The following is a 19,126-nucleotide window of genomic DNA, read 5'->3' on the forward strand; positions in this document are numbered from 1 at the left end:
GGATAGCCTCGGAGCATGCAATTCGGCGTCAACGTACCGAACTTCGGACCGGGGACCGACCCCGGCGTCCTCCGCGAATGGGCCCGGACCGTGGAGGGGCTCGGCTTCGACCTCCTCATGGTGTCGGACCACGTGGCGGTCACGCCGGACGTGGCCCAGCGCTACCCGGAGCCGTTCTACGATCCGTTCACCACGCTGTCCTGGCTGGCCGGGACCACCACCGGCCTGCGGCTCGGCACGACCGTGCTCATCCTGCCGTACCGGAACCCGCTGCTGGTGGCCCGGATGGCCGGCAGCCTCGACCGGCTCAGCGGCGGCCGGTTCGTGCTCGGGGTGGGGGTCGGCTGGGCGCGCCAGGAGTTCGAGGCGCTCGGCGTGCCGTTCGGCTCGCGCGGCAGGCTCACCGACGAGTACCTGGAGACGCTGCGGGAGACCTGGCAGGCGGGGGACGGAGGCGGCGCGGTGCCGGTCTGGATCGGCGGCCACAGCGCGGCGGCCCTGCGGCGGACGGCCCGGTTCGGCGACGCCTGGCACCCCCTGCGGCTCCCCCTCGACCGGATGCGGTCGGTGCTGGCCGAGCACCCGGTGCCGGGGTTCGCGCCGCGCATCGCCCTGCGGCTGACCGCCGCCCCGGTCGACGGCCCCGAGCGGCCGGCCGGCGTCGGCAGCATCGAGCAAGTCATCGACGATCTACGGCAGTTGCGCGACCTCGGCGCCGGGACCGTCGTCTTCGACCCCTACCACGGGGATCCGGAGGAGACCCGTCGGCCGCAGACCGCCTGGCAGGACCTCACCACCGTGGCCGCCCACTGGAAGGCACTGACACCGTGATCACCGAAGCCGACGAGGCCCTCCTGCGCCGCGCCCTCGCCATCGCGGCCCGCGCCGTCGCCCAGGGCGACGCCCCGTACGGGTCCCTGCTGGCCGGCCCGGACGGCGGGATCCTCGCCGAGGCGCACAACACGGTGCGCCGCGACAACGACATCACCGCCCACCCGGAGCTGAAGCTCGCCCGCTGGGCCGCCCGCGAACTCGACCCCGACACGGCCGCACGCACCACGATGTACACCAGCTGCCAGCCGTGCGGGATGTGCGGCGGCGGCATCGTCCGCTCGGGCATCGGCCGGGTCGTGTACGCGCTGTCGACGGACCAACTCGTCACCCTCAACCCCGAGTCGGGCGCCTGGCCGACGCCGGCGGAGGACGGCCCGGCGCTGCACGAGGAGGCCCGCCTCCCCATCGAGGCGTACTACCGGCCGAGTTGAGCGGTTCCGGGGCCGCGCGAGCAGACTCCCGGCGGCGTCCGACCGTCCCGTACCGCACCCCGTCCACGGGTGCGGTACGGGACTTCGGCATGTCCGGGGGCGTCGACCGAGGCCTCAGTCCTGGGGTGGCTCGGACGTCAACTGACCTGACGCGCGGGCCAGCAGGTCGATCAGCAGGGCGCGCTCCTCGGCACTGAAACCGTCGGCGATCCGCTGCTCGATGGCGACGGCCTTCGCGTCGGCCCGGGCGAGCAGCCGACGCCCGTCGTCGGTGAGCAGGACTTCGACCACCTTGCGATGCCAGGGGTGCGGCCGGCGGGTGACCAGCCCCTTCGCCTCCAGGTTGGCGAGCACGGTGGCGATGGTCTGCGGGGTGACCAGACAGGCGCGGGCGAGCGCGGCGGCGGAGAGCCCGGGCCGGTCGTCGAGCATGTACAGCGCGACGTACTGCGGCACCGTGAGCCCGAGCGGGCGGAGCGCGGCGTTCTTGGCCGCCATCAGCTCCTGTTCCACCCGCTTGACGTGCAGCCCGAGGCGTTCGGTGACCGGCATCTCCATGCGCCGATCGTACGTCACCGGCTCGAACCCTGATCGATGACAGGGTTCTGCTACATGACAGAGCTCTGCTATGTTTTCGCCATCGCCCGGCACCCCACCCACGGAGGCACCCCTTGACCCCCTCGGCACACCCCGCACCGCTCGACCACGTCGTCGCCGGATCCGGCCCGGGCCTCGTCCTGATCCACGGCACCGGCGCCGACGCGGCCTCCAACTGGGGACCGCTCATCGACACACTGCGCGACCGGTACACCGTCGTCGCCCCCAACCTGCCCGGCGCCGGCGCCACCCCCGTCGACCCGGCACCGCTCGACCAGGACTCCCTCGCCGACCGGATCGCCGCCACCGCCCGGGCCGCCGGACTCGAACGGTTCCACCTCGTCGGCCACTCGGTCGGCGCGGCCCTCGCCACGGCCGTCGCCGCCCGGCACCCCGACGCCGCGACCTCGCTCACCCTGCACGCCGGATGGGTCAGGACCACCCCGCGCGAAGCCTTCATGTTCGACCTGTGGACCCGACTGCTCCGCACCGACCCGGCCCTGCTCGCCCGCCACCTGGTCCTCACCGCGATGAGCCCCGGCCTCCTCGCCGCCCTCGACGACGACGGGTTCGCCGAACTGGCCGCAGGCTTCACCGCCATGCTCGACGAGCGCGTCCTCGGCCAGATCGAACTCGACGCCCGCATCGACCTGCGCGACGCGGTCCGCCGGATCACCGCGCCCACCATCGTCCTCGCCAGCGCCGACGACCGGATCCTCCCGCCCCACCACCAGCGCGAACTGGCCGCCGCGATCCAGCGGGCCGACTACCGCGAGGTCCCCGGCGGCCACGGCCTGCCGTTCGAGGACCCGGCGCGGTTCTTCTCCCTCATCGCCGAGTACGTGGACGAGCACCAGGCACGCACCCTGGCCTGAAGGCAGAGCCCGAAACCCCGACGTGGAGCACCGAGGTGGAGCCCGGGCCGGTGAAGCCCGGGCCGGCCACCCGGAAAATACTTCTCCCGGGACCGATGAGTCCGGGCGGCGGCGGCAGTCATACCTGCGAAAGCAAACGACAGCCGACCGGGGAGACCTGAAATGTCCAGCACCACCACCGCCACCTCCGCCTCCTCCACCACCGCCTCTGGCACCTCCGCCTCCGGCAAGACCGTGGTCCGGGTGGTGTGGACGCTGCGGATCCTGCTCGCGCTCTTCTTCGCCCTGGCCAGCGCGCTGCCCAAGCTGCTCGCCCTCCCCGCCGCGACGACCGTCTTCGACGCCATCGGGGTGGGCCACTGGTTCATGTACCTGACCGGACTGGTGGAGTTGGCCGGAGCGGTCGGCCTGCTGGTCCGCCGGCTCGCCGGCCCGGCCGCGGCGGCGCTGATCGTCTTCCTGGTGTTCGCGTTCGTCACCCAGCTCACCGCGATGCACGGCGAGAACGCCGGGACCCCGTTCCTCTTCATGGTGCCGCTGGCCGTCATCGCCTGGAACCGGCGCGCCGAGACGGCCGCGCTGCTCGGCCGCCGGCGCTGACCCCGCGTACGGACGGCAGCCGGCCGGGGCAGGTCCCGGCCCCGCCCCGGCCGGCCGCCCGCTCCGCCACGCACCACCCCGACCCGGCGGGCCTACGGGAAAAGCACTTGGTCCGATCCGACCGACGGTCAGACAATCACCGGATGACCGATGACCAGAGCGAGTTCCACCGGCGCCGCGCGGCCCGCATGTCCTGCAAGCGGTTCCTCTCCGGCGAACGCCTCCTGAGCATCCGTGAGCGCCTCGACCGACTCACCACCCTGGACGGCCTGGACGTCTGCCCGGACTTCTACGGCAGCGACGGCCCGGTACGGGAGGTGGAGGAGCGGACCGCCGCACTGCTCGGCAAGGAGGACGCGGTCTTCTTCCCCACCGGCACCATGGCGCAGCAGGTCGCCCTCCGCCACCACGCGGAGCGCACCGGCAACCCCGCCGTCGCACTGCACCCGCTCAGCCACCTCGAACGCCACGAGCGCCACGCCTACACCCAGCTCACCGGCCTGCGCGGCCTCTGGCCCACCACCGAACAGCGCCAGCCCACCGCCGACGAACTCCGCGCGCTCGGAGAACCGTTCGGCACCCTCACGGTCGAACTCCCGCTGCGCGACCCGGGCTACCTCCTCCCCACCTGGGACGAGCTGACCGAACTCGTCGCCGCGGCCCGCGAATCCGGCGCCCGGGTGCACTTCGACGGCGCCCGCCTCTGGAACACCACGGTCCACTTCGGCAGGCCGCTGGACGAGATAGCCGCCCTCGCCGACAGCGTCTACGTGTCCTACTACAAGGACCTCGGTGGCATGAGCGGCGCCGCCCTCGCCGGCGACGCCGCGCTCACCGCCTACGCCCGCACCTGGCGCCACCGCTACGGCGGCCAGCTCTCCCAGCAGTGGCCGGCCGCCATCGCCGCGCTCGACGGCCTGGACAACGTCCTGCCCCACCTCGCCGGCCACACCCGGCACGCGGCGACCCTCGTCCCCGCCCTGGCCGCCCTCCCCGGCGCCCGCCTCCACCCGGAGACCCCGCCCACCCACGAGTTCCAGCTCTGGCTCCCCCACCCGGCGGAGGCCCTGAACGCCGCCCACCTCGCGCTCGCCGAACAGGAGGGCACCTGGTTCGTCTCCCACTGGACGGACGCCGCCCCCGGCCTCGCCATGGCCGAGGTCAGCCTGGGCGAACCGGCCCGGTCCTGGACGGCGGACGAGGTGACGGCGGTCGGCCTGCGCTTCCTCGAACTGGCCGCCGCGGCGACGGACCCCGAGACCCGATAGGGACGAAACCCGCTGGGCCGCCCCCGGGCTTTGTGTCAAGATGACGATATGAGCGAGATGCACGTGGGGGACCCGGCCGTCGTCCGCAGCCGCCAGGAGCTGGCGGCGCTGATGGCCGACGGGGTGCACCCGAAGTGGGTGATGTTCTGGGGCCACACCGAGCGCAAGGGCGGCGGCACCCGGCAGGAGTGCCTGAGCCAGTGGTGGCCGGGCGAGTTCACCGTCGACGGGGTGACGTACGCCTCCGCCGAGCACTGGATGATGGCCGGCAAGGCCCGGATGTTCGGGGACACCGCCATCGAGCGGCGGGTGCTGGCGGCCCGGACGCCGGCCGAGGCCAAGAAGCTGGGGCGGCTGGTCGAGGGCTTCGACGACGAGGCCTGGGTGGCCGGGCGGTTCGAGCTGGTGGTGGCGGGCAACGTCGCCAAGTTCGGGCAGGACGAGACGCTGCGCGCGTACCTGCTGGGCACCGGCAGCCGGGTACTGGTCGAGGCCAGCCCGGTGGACCGGATCTGGGGCATCGGGCTGGCGGCCGACGACATCCGGGCGCAGCGGCCCGACGAGTGGCGCGGGTTGAACCTGCTCGGCTTCGCGCTGATGGAGGCGCGGGCGCGCCTGGCCGCGTGAGCACGGTCGCGCCGCTGCTGGACACGGCGGTGGCGGCCTCGGCCGTCGCCGCCCTGGTCCTGGTGCCCCGGGTGCTGCGGCGGGAGGCCCGGCCCGGACCCCGGCCCGAGGCCCGGCGCGGGCACGGGCGCGGTGTCGGGCCGGAGGCGGCGCTGGCGGTCGTCGTCGCGCTGCTCTGCCTCAACCAGCTGCTGGTCACGGTCCATGTGAACCGGGTCCACGGCGGGGACCCGTCCTTCATCGCCCGCCACCTGCCGCCCGGGTGGTTCGACGTCCCCCGGCTGGATCCCGCCTCCTTCCTCGGCTCGCTCGCCGCCCGTTTCCCGGCGCCGGAGCTGCTCGCCCCGTCCGTCCTGCGGGTTCCGGCGCTCCTCGAACTGCCGCTCGTACTCCTGGCGTTCGTGTCGGTCGTGCGGCGGCTGGACGGCGCCCTGTACCTCCGGCTGGCCCGCTCGCCGCTCGTCCCGCTGGCCGCCGTCTCGTACACCGCCGCGTTCTGCGCGGTCGAGTGGGACCTGCGGAACCCGTACACCGTGGACGACCTCGTCCTGCGCGTGCTGTCCGCCGCCGTCACACCGCCGCTGATCGCCTGGCTCGCCCGGCGCGAACCCGCCACCGGCCGCCCCGACCGCCCCGACCACTCAGGGCGCCCCGACCGCCCCGGGCACCCGGACCGCCCCGCGCCCCGCAGCCTGTTCCTCTTCGCCCTCGACCTGTGGGCGTACGGCCAGTTGATGCTGGTGCTGTACGACACCGTGCTGCTCTACAACCTCGCCCGGGTCGGCGACCGCCTGCTGCCCGCCGCGGCCGCGGCAGCGGTCCTCACCGCCACCCGCTTCGTCCCGTCCCGGGCGGCGGCGCCCGGCCCCCGCACCGCCGCGCTCGCGGCGACGATCGGCCGGGCGCTGGCGCTGTTCCTGGTCCCCGCCCTCGCGATCCGCTACGCGGGGTCCTTCGGCACGCCCCGACTCGCCGCCCTCGCCGGGCTCGTGGTGATCGGGGCGGCGGCCCGGCGGGACACCCTGCGGCTGCTCCTGCCCGCCGTCGCGGGCGCCGGCGTCGGGTACGCCCTCGCCGTCCTCGCCCCGGGCCCGTACTACGAGGCGACCCTGCTGCGGAGCGCGACCGGCGCACTTCTTGCCGCGACCGCCCTCTGCGCGCTCCTTGACACCACTCGGGCACGACTGGTCGTGCGCTCTTAACTCCCCCGCCACATACCGACGTCAGGATGTCCTGCAGTCAGGGTCCGGATGGACAGGTTGGGGCGATCATGGGCATGCGGCCGACGGGACAATCCGCAGGCCGGCCGCCGGAGGGCGAGCAACAAGCCGCCGAACTCCGCGCAGAGCTGGACGAGTTACTCCGTGCGAGCCGCTACGCGAGCCAGCGTGAACGGCGGTTGAACGAGGCGATCCGGGCCTCCCCGGCGCGGCACCGGCCGGACGGCGACCTGCTGCGGCAGCTCGCCCAGGCCCGCACCCTCCGCGCGGGGCTGGGCGCCCGCTGCCTCCAACTCAGCGACCAGCTCGAAGCGTTGGAGGTCCGACTCAGACACGGGCAGCAGGAGCCACCCGGCGGGCACCCGCAGCAACCGCACCACCAGCCGGGCCCGTACCACCAACCCGAGCCGCACCCCGCACCCCAGCACCCCGCAGCCCAGCACCCCGCATCACAGCACCCCGCGCCGCAGCACCCCGCACCGCAGCAGCCCGCGCCCCCGAAGGCCGCACCGCCCCCCGCCCGACCCGACATCGGCGCCCTCACCGAGCGGATCACCACCCTCCACCGCGCCGGCTCCCTCGCCGAGGCCGCGGAACTGCTCGACCAGGCCGCCGCCCGCCTGGGCCCCGCCGACGCCGCACTGCTGGTCGGCATGCTGGCCCAGTACGGCCCGACCGGCGCCTCCCTCCACCTCGCCCGGGGCGCCGCGCGCTCCGCCCCCGAACACGCCGTCACCGTCCTGGCCGAGCTGCGCGAGCTGGGCCTGGCCGAGGAGGCGGCCGAACTGTTCCACGCCTTCTGGTCCTACCCGGCCGCCTCCGTCCCGGGCCTGCTGTCGGCGCTGGAGCGGGCCGGGCAGACCGCCGACGCCGCGACGCTGCTCTGGGAGTGGGGCACGGCACCGACGCCCGAACTGACCTCCCTCGCCGCCTGCCTCCAGCAGCACGGCCGCCCGGGCGACGTCCGGACCCTGCTGCGCCAGGCCGCCGGCCGCCCCACCGCCGACCTCGCCGAGCTCGCGACCGCGCTGCCGCCGGCGCTCGCCACCGCCCTGCTGCACGAACTGGCGGCGCTCCGGCCGCCCGCCGAACTGGTCCGGCTGTCGGCCGCGTTGGACGGCGCCGGCAGCCGGGACCTGTACGGGCAGCTGCTGGGCGCGCTGCTCGCCGACGGGCCCCGCCACCGCACCACGCTCGCCGCCCTGCGCGCGGCCGGCCTGCCGACCGCCCCGCGCGCCGCGCCGCGCTCGCGCTGGGGGCGGCGCTGAGCCGGGACGTACGGGCCTGAGCCAGGGAGGACAGGCCTGGAGGCCGCCCCCCCGGGAGCGGCCGAACGGCAGGGAGCCCCCGCCCGCCCCGGGCAGGGCGGACGAGGGCTCCCGAGCGGAAGGACCGGGCCTAGCAGCCGATCAGGCGCGCCGCGAGGTACGCCTTCACCTGGTCCAGCGAGACGCGCTCCTGCGACATGGTGTCGCGGTCGCGGACGGTCACCGCGTTGTCCTCGAGGGTGTCGAAGTCGACGGTGACGCAGAACGGCGTGCCGATCTCGTCCTGGCGGCGGTAGCGCTTGCCGATCGCGCCGGCGTCGTCGAACTCGACGTTCCACGCGGTGCGCAGGTCGGCGGCCAGGCCGCGGGCCTTCGGGGAGAGGTCGGCGTTGCGCGACAGCGGCAGCACGGCGACCTTGACCGGGGCCAGGCGCGGGTCGAGCCGCATGCCGACGCGCTTCTCCATGACGCCCTTGGCGTTCGGCGCCTCGTCCTCGAAGTAGGCGTCGATCAGGAAGGCCAGCATGGCGCGGTTGAGGCCGGCCGCCGGCTCGATGACGTACGGGAAGTACCGCTCGCCGGACTCCTGGTCGAAGTACTTGAGGTCCTGGCCGGACGCCTCGCTGTGCACGCGCAGGTCGTAGTCGGTGCGGTTGGCGACGCCCTCCAGCTCGGAGAACTCGGAGCCGCCGAAGTTGAAGCGGTACTCGATGTCCACCGTGCGCTTGGCGTAGTGGGAGAGCTTCTCCTTCGGGTGCTCGAAGAAGCGCATGTTCTCGGTGCGCAGACCGAGGCCGACGTACCAGTCCCAGCGCTGCTGGAGCCAGTACTCGTGCCACTGCTCGTCCTCGCCCGGCTTGACGAAGAACTCCATCTCCATCTGCTCGAACTCGCGGGTGCGGAAGATGAAGTTGCCGGGGGTGATCTCGTTGCGGAAGCTCTTGCCGGTCTGGGCGATGCCGAACGGCGGCTTCTTGCGCGAGGTGGTCTGGACGGCCTTGAAGTTGGTGAAGATGCCCTGGGCGGTCTCCGGGCGCAGGAACGCCAGGCCGCTGGCCTCCTCGGTGACACCGAGGTGGGTCTTCAGCATGCCCGAGAAGTCCTTGGGCTCGGTGAACTGGCCCTTGGTGCCGCAGTCGGGGCAGTTGACGTCCTGGAGACCGTTCGGCGGCGGGAAGCCGTGCTTGGCCTCGTACTTCTCCTCCAGGTGGTCGGCCCGGTGGCGCTTGTGGCAGGAGAGGCACTCGGTCAGCGGGTCGTTGAAGGTCTGGACGTGGCCGGAGGCCTCCCAGACCTCGCGGGCCAGGATGACCGACGAGTCGAGTCCGACGACATCCTCACGGGCCTGGACCATCGTGCGCCACCACTGGCGCTTGATGTTCTCCTTGAGCTCGACACCCAGTGGCCCGTAGTCCCAGGCGGCACGCGTGCCGCCGTAGATCTCGCTGCAGGGGTAGACGAAGCCACGGCGCTTGCTCAGGCTGACGATCGTGTCGATCTTGTCGGCGGCCACAGTGCTCTCTTCAGTACGTACGGCACGGTCAGGGCACGGCTGGTTGCGCGTACCCGAATACCTCAGGTTACCGGCCATACGGGTACGTGATTCAAATCGGTATCGTCCGGCCGACCCCACCCACCGTCACCTGCCGTTCACCCGTCCGAGTGAGTTGACAATCATTTCCATGTAAGACGAGAATGATTGTCATGATGATCGGACGACGTACTCGCAGCTCCATAGCCATCGCCGCCTCCGCCCTCGCCGCCTCCCTCGTCCTCACCGCCTGCGGAGGCAGCAGCAGCGCGGACAGCGGCAACGGCAGGCTGAAGGTCGTCGCCTCCTTCTACCCGATGGAGTACCTCGCCCAGCAGATCGGCAAGGAACACGTCACGGTCACCGACCTGACCGCCGCGGGCGTCGAGCCGCACGACCTGGAGCTCACCGCCAAGCAGGTCGGCACCGTCCAGAAGGCCGACGCGATCCTCTACCTCAAGGGCCTGCAGCCCACCGTCGACCAGGCCGTCGCGCAGTCCTCCAGCAAGCACAAGATCGACGCCACCGCCGCCAGCCCGCTGGTCGACCACCACCTCGACGAGGGCACCGACGAAGCCGACGGCCACAAGCACGAGGGCCCGGCCGGCGACCCGCACATCTGGCTCGACCCGACCCGCTACGCCGCGATCGCCAAGAACGTCGGCGACGAGTTCGCCAAGGCCGACCCGGCCCACGCCGAGGACTACCGGAAGAACACCGACGCGCTGGTCACCAAGCTGACCGCGCTCGACCAGGACTTCCGGGCCGGGCTGAAGGACACCGGGACCAAGACCTTCGTCACCAGCCACGCCGCCTTCGGCTACCTCGCCGACCACTACGGCCTCACCCAGGTCGCCATCAACGGCGTCGACCCGGAGTCCGAGCCCACCCCGGCCCGCCTCGCCGCCGTACAGAAGGCCGCCAAGGACAACGGCGTCACCACGATCTTCTTCGAGACCCTGGTCAGCCCCAAGCTCGCCGACACCGTCGCCAAGGACCTCGGCCTCAAGACCGCCGTCCTGGACCCGCTGGAGGGCGTCAAGGACCCCTCCAAGGAGGACTACCTCAGCGTCATGAAGCAGAACCTGGCCAACCTCCGGACCGCCCTCGGCGCCCCGGACGCAGCCGCCCCCGCCGGGACCACCGCCCCAGCCGCCCCCGACGCCACCACCCCTGCCGCCACCAGCTGACGGGAAGCACCATGACCCACCCGATACCCCCGGCCGTCCGCCTCCGTGACGCCGTCGCCTCGCGCGGCGGCCGGCCGGTGCTGCGCGGCGTCGACCTCACCGTCCGCCCCGGCGAGGTCGTCGCCCTGCTGGGCGCCAACGGCTCCGGCAAGTCGACCACCGTCAAGGCCGTGATCGGCTCCGTCCCGCTGGAGCACGGCACCCTGGAACTGTTCGGCACCCCGTACGGCTCCTTCCGCGCCTGGCACCGGATCGGGTACGTCCCGCAGCGCACCACCGCCGCCTCCGGCGTCCCCGCCACCGTGCGCGAGGTGGTCTCCACCGGGCGGCTGCCCCAGCACCGGCTGCTGCCGTTCCGCCGCAAGGACCGCGAGGCCGTCGACCGCGCGCTGGCCTCCGTCGGCATGCTGGAGCGGGCCGGGGACGGCGTCGCCGACCTCTCCGGCGGCCAGCAGCAGCGGGTGCTGATCGCCCGCGCCCTGGTCGGCTCCCCCGACCTGCTGATCATGGACGAGCCGATGGCCGGCGTGGACTCCGCCAGCCAGCAGGTGCTCGCCGACACCCTGCGCACCGAGGTCGGCCGCGGCGCCTCCGTCCTCCTCGTCCTGCACGAACTCGGGCCGCTGGAACCGCTGATCGACCGCGCCGTCCTGCTCCGGGACGGCTGCGTCGCCCACGACGGCCCGCCCGTCCCCGAGACCGGCCTGCACGCGCTGCCCGGCCACGACCACGTCCACCCGCACGCCGACCTGACCCCGCCGAGGCTGCTCGCATGACCGAGATGCTGTCCTACGACTTCATGCAGCGCGCCCTGCTCGCCGCCGTCCTGGTCGGGATCACCGCCCCGGCCGTCGGCATCTACCTGGTGCAGCGCCGCCAGGCCCTGATGGGCGACGGCATGGGCCACGTCGCGATGACCGGCGTCGGCCTCGGCTTCATCTTCCAGACCAGCCCGGTCTGGATGGCCGTGCTGGTCTGCGTACTCGGCGCCGTCACCATGGAACTGGTCCGCTCGCGCGGCAACCAGCGCGGGGACATCGCCCTCGCGATGCTCTTCTACGGCGGCATGGCCTGCGGCAAACTGCTCGTCTCGCTCTCCGCCGAGGCCGGCGCCGGCTCGCTGGAAAGCTACCTGTGGGGCTCGATCCTCACCGTCGCCCCCGCCGACCTGGCCGCCATCGGGGTGCTCGGCGCCGTGGTCATCGCGGTCACCGTCGGCCTGCGCCGCCAGCTCTTCGCGATCTGCCAGGACGAGGACTTCGCCCGGGTCACCGGCCTGCCGGTGCGCACCCTCAACCTGCTGCTCGCCGTGATGGCCGCGGTCACCGTCACCGTCGCCATGCGGGTGGTCGGACTGCTGCTGGTCAGCGCCCTGATGGTGGTCCCGGTGGTCGCCGCCCAGCAGCTCACCCGCTCCTTCGCCGCCACCCAGGCCGCCTCGATCGCGCTCGGCGTGGTCGTCTCGCTGGCCGGCGTCACCGGCTCCTACCACCTCGACGTGCCCTCCGGCCCGGCCATCGTGCTGCTCGCCATCGCGGTCTTCGCCGTGTTCAGCGCGCTCGCCGCCCCGCTCGCCCGCCGCCGCCACCGCGCCGACACCGGGCGGGGACCGAAGGTCTGCGACGTCCCACCGCCCGCCGGAGCACCGGAGCGGACTTCCTCCGACGCGACCAACCCTGAGCGGCGGGCCGGACTGGCACAATGATGTGCGAGACGCCCACGACCCCAGGAGGACCCACGGTGACCACCGCAGGCCCGTCGCCGCGCGCCCGCTCGACCCGGCAGCGTGCCGCCGTCTCGGCGGCCCTGGACGAGATCGCGGACTTCCGCAGCGCGCAGGAGCTCCACGACCTGCTCAAGCACCGCGGGGACTCCGTCGGTCTGACCACGGTCTACCGCACCCTGCAGTCGCTCGCGGACGCCGGCGAGGTGGACGTGCTGCGCACCGCCGACGGCGAGGCCGTGTACCGCCGGTGCAGCAGCGGACACCACCACCACCTGGTGTGCCGGCACTGCGGCGCCACCGTCGAGGTGGAGGGCCCCGCCGTCGAACGCTGGGCCAACTCGGTCGCCGCCGAGCACGGCTTCAGTGACATCGCGCACACGCTGGAGATCTTCGGCACCTGCGCGGAGTGCGCCAAGAAGGCCTGAGCCGGCCGTACACGACGCGGAAGGACCCACCGGACAACTCCCGGTGGGTCCTTCCGTGTTGCGCGGGTGCCGGGCTGCGGCCCCCGGCGCCGAGCCGCTGTCCCGGCGCCGGGGCGGCGGCTCAGCGCTGGGACGGCAGCGGCGAGCCGAGCTCGTTCGGGATCGCCCCGCCGAAGCGCCGGTCGCGCATCGCGTACTGCTCGCAGGCGCGCCACAGGTCGCGGCGGTCGAAGTCCGGCCAGAGCACGTCCTGGAACACGAACTCGGCGTAAGCCGACTGCCAGAGCAGGAAGTTGGAGGTGCGCTGCTCGCCGCTGGGGCGCAGGAAGAGGTCCACGTCCGGCATGTCCGGGTGGTACATGTACTTGGCGACGGTCTTCTCGTTGACCTTCTTCGGGTCCAGCTTGCCGGCCGCGACGTCCCGCGCGATCGCCTGCGCCGCGTCCGCCAGTTCGGCCCGGCCGCCGTAGTTGACGCACATGTAGAGCGTGACGGCGTCGTTGCCCTTGGTCTGCTCCTCGGCGACCTGGAGCTCCTGGACGACGCTCTTCCACAGCTTGGGCATCCGGCCGGCCCAGCGGATCCGCACGCCCATCGCGTCCATCTCGTCGCGGCGGCGGGCGATGACGTCCCGGTTGAAGTTCATCAGGAACTTCACCTCGTCGGGCGAGCGCTTCCAGTTCTCGGTGGAGAACGCGTACAGCGAGATGTTCTTGACCCCGAGCTCGATGGCGCCGCGCAGGACGTCCAGCACGACGGCCTCGCCGACCTTGTGGCCCTCGGTGCGGGGCAGTCCGCGCTCCTTGGCCCAGCGGCCGTTGCCGTCCATCACGATGGCGACGTGGCCGGGGACCAGCTCGCCGGGGATCTTCGGGGGCTGTGCGCCGCTGGGGTGCGCGGTCGGGGGAGCGTAGTCCCTTTGCTTGCCGCCGCCGAAGAGCCGTCGCGCTGCCATGTGCTCACTTCTCCACATATCTCATCGAGCGGATGCCCCGCTCCAGGTGCCACTGCAGATAGGCCGCGACCAGGCCGCTGCCCTCCCGCCAGTACCGGGGCTCGCAGGCGTCGGCCGTTCGCCAGTCCCCTGACAACAGCGCCCCGAGCAGTACCAGTGTCTCAGGGGAGGGTACGGCACATCCCGGCACTCGGCAGTCCGTGCAGAGGACCCCGCCCGCGGGCAGCGAGAAGAAACGGTTCGGCCCCTCCAGGCCGCATTTGGCGCAGTCGGTGAAGCTCGCGCCGTACCCGTTCACCGCGAGCGAGCGCAGCAGGAAGGCGTCCAGCACCAGGTGCGACTCGTGCACCCCGGCCGCCAGCGTGCGCAGCGCGCCCACCAGCAGCAGGTACTGCTGGACGGCGGGCTCGCCCTCGTTCTCGGCGAAGCGCTCGGCCGTCTCCAGCATCGCCGTCCCGGCGGTGTAGCGGCCGTAGTCGGTGACGATCGACCCGCCGTACGGCGCGATCGTCTCCACCTGGGTGCACAGCGGCAACCCGCGGCCGATCAGCTCACTCCCCCGGCTGAAGAACTGCACGTCCACATGGGAGAACGGCTCCAGCCGGGCGCCGAACTTGGACTTGGTCTTCCGCACCCCGCGCGCCACCGCCCGCACCTTGCCGTGCTGGCGGGTCAGCAGGGTGATGATCCGATCGGCCTCGCCGAGCTTCTGCGCCCGCAACACGACGCCGTCGTCCCGGAAAAGACTCATGCCGACCATTCTCCCCCAGGCCGCCGACAGCCCGGGACCGCTGCGGACCGCCGCAGGGGGCGGCGGACGGCGGCACCCGGGGGCGGACGGCGGCGGACAGCCGTGTTGCCCGCACCGGGGCCGTGGGGGAGGGCCGCTTCGGTGCGGGTCACGGCGGGCCCGAGGGTGGGGCCGGGCCCGTTTGTGGGGGATCTCGGAGATGGTCGAGGGTGGTGGTCCGAGGGGTCAACGGGTGGTGCGAGGAGCGAGCCGCTGCGGCCGGTACGGCCGGTTACGGCTGGTAGGGCGCCCGGGTCGCCGCCTCCAGCAGCGCCCCGACCCGCGCCTGCGGCAGGTCCAGACAGTGCCCGACCGCGTCCAGCGCGTCGCGCTCCTGCGGCAGGTAGCGCCCGTCGGACAGCGCGATCGCCGCGCCCTGGAGCAGCAGCCGCTCGCGGCCGTGGTGGGCGAGGTGCGGGGTCAGCGGTTCGAGCACCGCGTGCAGTTCCACGGCCAGGCCGCTCGCCATGCCGTGGGCGTCGTAGAGTTCGCCGCCGAGTCCGGAGAGCGCGGCGAGCGCGGCCAGCACCTGGGCCTCGCCGCAGTCCTCGAACCCGGCCTCGCGCACCGCCGTGCAGGCGGCCTCGCGGGCCGCCCGGTGGGCGGTGCCGCCGGCCGCGAGCAGGGCCAGCGCGATGGTGTACTGGGCGTCCCGCAGCATCGCGCCGAGCCGTACGCAGGTCGGTTGTTCGAGGCTCTCCACGCCGTACCTGCCGTGGCAGCTGGTGCACTGCACGCTGCCGATCTCCGGCCCGAGCGGGACCACCGGGGTCCCCAGCAACCGCAGCCACCGCCGGCCGTGCTGCCGGCGGTAGTTGCGGTCCCCGCCGCAGCCCGGGCAGAAGAAGTCACCGAGAACGTCAGTCCGCCACCGCGGGCGGACACCCCACAACCTGGTCACGGCGCCACTCCCCAGACATGGCAGGCGGCCTGCTCGACGATGGGCAGGTCACGCGACCGGACACCGGGCCGTCCCACCGACCCGGCTTTCCGGTGGATCGATGTTGCCACGGTTACCGGCACGTGTCAGTACCTCGAACGGCTTCCGATCCCAAAAAATGTGGCGCAGGACACAGCGCCCCGGCCGGGGCCCCGGGCACGGCGAAGGGCCGCCCCGAAGGACGGCCCCCGCCGTGTGCCACTCGTACGAACTACCCGCGCTGCGACCGGTTGACGGCGCTGATCATCGCCTTCAGCGAGGCCAGCACGGTGTTGCCGTCGATGCCCACGCCCCACAGCACCTTGCCGTCCACCGCGCACTCGACGTACGCGGCGGCCTGGGCGTCGCCGCCCTCGCTCAGCGCGTGCTCGGCGTAGTCCAGGACCCGGACGTCGAAGCCGATCCGGGACAGCGCGTCGGCGAAGGCCGAGACCGGGCCGTTGCCGGTACCGCCCAGGGTCACCGGCACGCCGTCCACCACGGCCTCGGCGGTCAGCGCGTCCCGGCCGTCCTCGGTGGTCAGGGTGCGCGAGCCGCTCAGCGAGATCCGGCCCCACGGGTTGCCGGTGGTCGGCAGGTACTCGTCCTCGAAGACCCGCCAGATCTCGGCCGGGGTGACCTCGCCGCCCTCGGCGTCGGTCTTGGCCTGGATGATCCGGGAGAACTCGATCTGCATCCGGCGCGGCAGGTCCAGCTTGTGGTCGTTCTTCAGGACGTACGCCACACCGCCCTTGCCGGACTGGCTGTTGACCCGGATGACCGCCTCGTAGGTGCGGCCGACGTCCTTCGGGTCGATCGGCAGGTACGGCACGCCCCAGGTGTGCTCCTCCACCGGTACGCCGGCCGCCTTCGCGTCCGCCTCCAGGGTGTCGAAGCCCTTCTTGATGGCGTCCTGGTGCGAGCCGGAGAAGGAGGTGTACACCAGGTCGCCGGCGTACGGGTGGCGCGGGTGCACCTCCATCTGGTTGCAGTACTCGGCGGTGCGGCGCACCTCGTCGATGTCGGAGAAGTCGATCTGCGGGTCGACGCCCTGCGAGAACAGGTTCATCCCCAGCGTCACCAGGTCGACGTTGCCGGTTCGCTCACCCTGCCCGAACAGGCAGCCCTCGATGCGGTCGGCGCCCGCCATGTAGGCCAGTTCGGCGGAGGCGACGGCGGTGCCGCGGTCGTTGTGCGGGTGCACCGACAGACAGACGAACTCGCGGCGGGACAGGTTGCGCGACATCCACTCGAACTGGTCGGCCTGGACGTTCGGGGTGGCCCGCTCGATGGTGGCCGGCAGGTTCAGGATGATCTCGCGGCCCGCGCCCGGCTGCCAGACGTCCATGACCGCCTCGCAGACCTCCAGGGCGAAGTCCAGCTCGGTGTCGACGAAGATCTCCGGCGAGTACTGGTAGCCGAAGACGGTGTCGTCGCCCAGCAGCTTGTCGGCGTACTCCATCACCAGCCGGGTGCCCTCGGTGGCGATCGCCTTGGTGGCGGCCCTGTCGTTGCGGAACACCACCCGGCGGAACAGCGGCGCGGTCGCGTTGTACAGGTGGACGGTGGCGCGCGGGGCGCCGACCAGCGACTCGACGGTCTTCTCGATCAGCTCCTCGCGGGCCTGCGTCAGCACCGAGATGGTGACGTCCTCGGGGATCGCCCCCTCCTCGATCAGCGACCGCACGAAGGCGTGGTCGGTGGCGCCGGAGGAGGGGAAGCCGACCTCGATCTCCTTGTAGCCCATGCCGACCAGCAGGTCGAACATCTTGCGCTTGCGGGCCGGGGACATCGGGTCGATCAGCGCCTGGTTGCCGTCCCGCAGGTCGGTCGAGAGCCAGCGCGGCGCCTTGCTGATCACCGCGCCGGGCCAGGTGCGGTCCGGCAGGTCGACGGTGCCGAACGGCAGGTAGCGCCCGTGCCGCATGCCCGACGGGCGCTGGCGTACCGAGGCGGCGGTGATCGGGGTGGGACGGTCGACGAAGGCGCGACCGGCGGGAACGGGCGCGGCGGAGGTCTGCTCGGTCATGGAGGTGACTCTCGGCTTCCTGTGATGCGTGGTGCGGGCGGGTCGGGTGGTCTACACCGACTGGCCGGCCTCGGCTGCCGCGCGCGACCCGACGGCGGGTCGCCGATTCCGCGCACAGCTCGTTCCCCGCGGCGAGGGAGCCGGCCCCGGTGGACTACAGGCCCTCGACGCGGCAGCTAAGAAGAAGCAGCCCGTTGCGCATGATGGCCCCAGCGTAACCCAGCGCCGCGCGCCCCCGAAGTGATCCGGGCTACCGTTCCACCCCTTGAGACGCCGACCGGTCATGTCAAGAGTGGTGACATCGGGTCATCGAGGCCTCACCCTGGGCCACATGACTGCAGCAGTACCGATCTGCGCGATCGTCCCGCCGTACGTCCTGGACCGCCTCGCCGAGGCCGGTCACGAAGCCGCCGTCCACTCCCTCGCGCTCGACGCCGCGCACCGCGCGGCCCGCCTCGCCCCTCCCCCGCCCGGCACCGGCGCCCCCGGCCTCGACCGGGTGGTCTACGACGCCGGCCACGGCCAGCGGCTGCCCGGCCGCACCGTGCGCACCGAGGGCCGGCCGGCGGTCTCCGACGCCTCCGTCAACCACGCCTACGACGGCCTCGGCGCCACCTTCGCGCTCTACGCCGACGTCTTCGGCCGGCACTCGATCGACGACCACGACCTGCGGCTCGACGCCAGCGTCCACTACGGCCGCAACTACGACAACGCCTTCTGGAACGGCCACCAGATGGTCTTCGGCGACGGCGACGGCGAGATCTTCGGCGACTTCACCGCCTGCATCGACGTCATCGGCCACGAACTCACCCACGGTGTCACCCAGTTCACCGCCGGACTGGACTACCAGGACCAGCCCGGCGCGCTCAACGAGTCGGTCTCCGACGTCTTCGGCTCCCTGGTCAAGCAGTACGCGCTGCACCAGAGCGCCGCCGACGCCGACTGGCTGATCGGCGCCGGACTGCTCGCCCCCGGCGTCCAGGGCGTGGCGCTGCGCTCGATGAAGGCGCCCGGCACCGCCTACGACGACCCCCGGCTCGGCAAGGACCCGCAGCCCGCGCACATGCGGGACTACGTGAACACCGCCGACGACAACGGCGGCGTGCACATCAACTCCGGGATCCCCAACCACGCGTTCTACCTGCTGGCCACCGCCCTCGGCGGCTCGTCCTGGGAGCGGGCCGGGCGGATCTGGTACGACGCGCTGACCGGGCGCACGCTGCCCGCCGACGCCGACTTCACCGCCTTCGCCCGGGCCACCGTGGCCGCCGCCAAGGCCCGCTACCCCGGCCAGACCTCGGTCTCGGACACCGTCACGGCCTCCTGGGCGCAGGTCGGGGTCAGCCCGGGGTGACCGGTCCGCCGGGTCGCGGGCGGCCCTGCCCCGGCCCGCCCGCGGGCGGCTCAAGGGTGGTTGAGACCGGGTTGAGGTGCGCTTAAGGTCACGGTCCGGGAAAAGCGACGCAAAAGCCGTCCCTGCGTAGCACCATGGACACCATGCGTATCCAGGTGACCCGGACCGGCGGCTTCGCCGGAATCGTCCGCCACGCGGAGCTCGACACCGCCGAGCGCACGGACGCCCCGCACGTCCACGCACTCGCCCGCGAGGCCGTCGCGGGCGGGCTGCGCGCCCCCTCGTACGGGGTGCCGGACGGCTTCCACTACGAGATCACCGTCGACGGCCGGACGGTGTACTGCGCCGACCCCAAGCTCACCGACTCGCAGCGGGAGCTGGTGTCGCTGGTGCTGCGCGAAGGCGCGTGACGGCGGCGGGGGGCCCCCCCGCCCCCAAGGGACGGGGGGGGCGCCCCCGCGCCCCGCGGGGCCCGAGGAAGAGCGGC

General features: G+C 72.9%; 20 protein-coding genes. 14 read left to right on the forward strand and 6 right to left on the reverse strand.

The features are described from left to right. The first annotated feature begins 15 nt into the window (after positions 1-15). Together ACFQ6N_RS35275 and ACFQ6N_RS35280 are read left to right on the forward strand one after the other, a co-directional pair. On the forward strand, positions 16-831 hold the full coding sequence (locus ACFQ6N_RS35275) for an LLM class flavin-dependent oxidoreductase (protein ID WP_380657991.1): 816 nt from the start codon (positions 16-18) through the stop codon (positions 829-831). Beyond that, a complete protein-coding gene (locus ACFQ6N_RS35280; RefSeq protein WP_380657993.1) occupies positions 828-1,265 on the forward strand; it encodes a nucleoside deaminase in 438 nt (145 codons plus the stop codon). The genes ACFQ6N_RS35275 and ACFQ6N_RS35280 overlap by 4 nt, the downstream gene beginning before the upstream one ends. A 114-nt stretch (positions 1,266-1,379) precedes the next feature. On the opposite strand, the gene ACFQ6N_RS35285 is transcribed toward ACFQ6N_RS35280, so the two are convergent. Continuing rightward, positions 1,380-1,823 (reverse strand): MarR family winged helix-turn-helix transcriptional regulator, encoded by a 444-nt coding sequence (locus ACFQ6N_RS35285; protein ID WP_380657995.1) that lies wholly within the window; start codon positions 1,821-1,823, stop codon positions 1,380-1,382. A gap of 113 nt (positions 1,824-1,936) precedes the next feature. Between ACFQ6N_RS35285 and ACFQ6N_RS35290 the strand changes: the two genes are divergently transcribed. The 6 genes from ACFQ6N_RS35290 (at position 1,937) to ACFQ6N_RS35315 (ending at position 7,720) form a co-directional block, all read left to right on the forward strand. Continuing rightward, positions 1,937-2,737, forward strand: a complete 801-nt coding sequence (locus ACFQ6N_RS35290) for an alpha/beta fold hydrolase (protein WP_380657997.1) — start codon at positions 1,937-1,939, stop codon at positions 2,735-2,737. A gap of 162 nt (positions 2,738-2,899) precedes the next feature. Further along, positions 2,900-3,337, forward strand: a complete 438-nt coding sequence (locus tag ACFQ6N_RS35295) for a DoxX family protein (protein ID WP_380657999.1) — start codon at positions 2,900-2,902, stop codon at positions 3,335-3,337. A gap of 143 nt (positions 3,338-3,480) precedes the next feature. Next, entirely contained in the window at positions 3,481-4,605 is a 1,125-nt protein-coding gene (locus ACFQ6N_RS35300; RefSeq protein WP_380658000.1) for a threonine aldolase family protein, read from the forward strand. 48 nt (positions 4,606-4,653) lie between these two features. Beyond that, complete coding sequence (locus ACFQ6N_RS35305) at positions 4,654-5,232, forward strand: NADAR family protein (protein WP_380658002.1); 579 nt, start codon at positions 4,654-4,656, stop codon at positions 5,230-5,232. Further along, positions 5,229-6,434, forward strand: a complete 1,206-nt coding sequence (locus ACFQ6N_RS35310) for a hypothetical protein (protein ID WP_380658003.1) — start codon at positions 5,229-5,231, stop codon at positions 6,432-6,434. The genes ACFQ6N_RS35305 and ACFQ6N_RS35310 overlap by 4 nt, the downstream gene beginning before the upstream one ends. A 197-nt stretch (positions 6,435-6,631) precedes the next feature. Next, positions 6,632-7,720, forward strand: coding sequence for a hypothetical protein (locus tag ACFQ6N_RS35315; RefSeq protein ID WP_380658005.1), 1,089 nt, complete (start codon positions 6,632-6,634; stop codon positions 7,718-7,720). 130 nt (positions 7,721-7,850) lie between these two features. Here ACFQ6N_RS35315 and ACFQ6N_RS35320 read toward each other — a convergent pair whose 3' ends face one another. After that, the gene (locus ACFQ6N_RS35320; RefSeq protein WP_380658007.1) at positions 7,851-9,233 is read right to left on the reverse strand and encodes a glycine--tRNA ligase; all 1,383 of its coding nucleotides are present in this window, start codon (positions 9,231-9,233) and stop codon (positions 7,851-7,853) included. A 182-nt stretch (positions 9,234-9,415) separates the two neighbouring features. Here ACFQ6N_RS35320 and ACFQ6N_RS35325 point away from each other — a divergent pair, with 182 nt between their 5' ends. From ACFQ6N_RS35325 to ACFQ6N_RS35340, 4 genes are read left to right on the forward strand one after another with little or no spacing between them, the layout of a single operon-like run. Next, on the forward strand, positions 9,416-10,441 hold the full coding sequence (locus ACFQ6N_RS35325; protein WP_380658009.1) for a metal ABC transporter substrate-binding protein: 1,026 nt from the start codon (positions 9,416-9,418) through the stop codon (positions 10,439-10,441). 11 nt (positions 10,442-10,452) lie between these two features. Further along, a complete protein-coding gene (locus ACFQ6N_RS35330) occupies positions 10,453-11,217 on the forward strand; it encodes a metal ABC transporter ATP-binding protein (protein WP_380658011.1) in 765 nt (254 codons plus the stop codon). Next, positions 11,214-12,146, forward strand: coding sequence for a metal ABC transporter permease (locus ACFQ6N_RS35335; RefSeq protein WP_380658013.1), 933 nt, complete (start codon positions 11,214-11,216; stop codon positions 12,144-12,146). Before ACFQ6N_RS35330 ends, ACFQ6N_RS35335 begins: the two co-directional genes overlap by 4 nt. A 35-nt stretch (positions 12,147-12,181) precedes the next feature. After that, positions 12,182-12,592: a Fur family transcriptional regulator gene (locus ACFQ6N_RS35340; RefSeq protein WP_189918013.1), complete on the forward strand. Its 411-nt coding sequence runs from the start codon at positions 12,182-12,184 to the stop codon at positions 12,590-12,592. A gap of 121 nt (positions 12,593-12,713) precedes the next feature. Here the strand turns inward: ACFQ6N_RS35340 and ACFQ6N_RS35345 are convergent, their stop codons facing one another. From ACFQ6N_RS35345 to leuA, 4 genes are all read right to left on the reverse strand, one after another. Continuing rightward, positions 12,714-13,547 (reverse strand): isoprenyl transferase, encoded by an 834-nt coding sequence (locus tag ACFQ6N_RS35345; RefSeq protein WP_380658015.1) that lies wholly within the window; start codon positions 13,545-13,547, stop codon positions 12,714-12,716. A 4-nt stretch (positions 13,548-13,551) separates the two neighbouring features. Further along, positions 13,552-14,298 carry a DNA repair protein RecO gene (gene recO, locus ACFQ6N_RS35350; RefSeq protein ID WP_380658017.1) on the reverse strand — a complete coding sequence of 249 codons (747 nt, stop codon included), beginning with the start codon at positions 14,296-14,298 and terminating at the stop codon, positions 13,552-13,554. A gap of 271 nt (positions 14,299-14,569) precedes the next feature. After that, on the reverse strand, positions 14,570-15,238 hold the full coding sequence (locus ACFQ6N_RS35355) for a TerB family tellurite resistance protein (protein ID WP_380658018.1): 669 nt from the start codon (positions 15,236-15,238) through the stop codon (positions 14,570-14,572). Positions 15,239-15,488: 250 nt separating this feature from the next. After that, the gene (gene leuA, locus ACFQ6N_RS35360; RefSeq protein ID WP_380658020.1) at positions 15,489-17,285 is read right to left on the reverse strand and encodes a 2-isopropylmalate synthase; all 1,797 of its coding nucleotides are present in this window, start codon (positions 17,283-17,285) and stop codon (positions 15,489-15,491) included. 331 nt (positions 17,286-17,616) lie between these two features. Between leuA and ACFQ6N_RS35365 the strand changes: the two genes are divergently transcribed. Next, positions 17,617-18,639, forward strand: coding sequence for a M4 family metallopeptidase (locus ACFQ6N_RS35365; RefSeq protein WP_380658022.1), 1,023 nt, complete (start codon positions 17,617-17,619; stop codon positions 18,637-18,639). 143 nt (positions 18,640-18,782) lie between these two features. Further along, the gene (locus tag ACFQ6N_RS35370; RefSeq protein WP_189918000.1) at positions 18,783-19,049 is read left to right on the forward strand and encodes a protealysin inhibitor emfourin; all 267 of its coding nucleotides are present in this window, start codon (positions 18,783-18,785) and stop codon (positions 19,047-19,049) included. The last annotated feature ends 77 nt before the right edge of the window (positions 19,050-19,126 follow it).

This window comes from Kitasatospora sp. NPDC056446 (assembly GCF_042796115.1).
In the GTDB taxonomy this organism is placed as follows: Bacteria; Actinomycetota; Actinomycetes; order Streptomycetales; family Streptomycetaceae; genus Kitasatospora.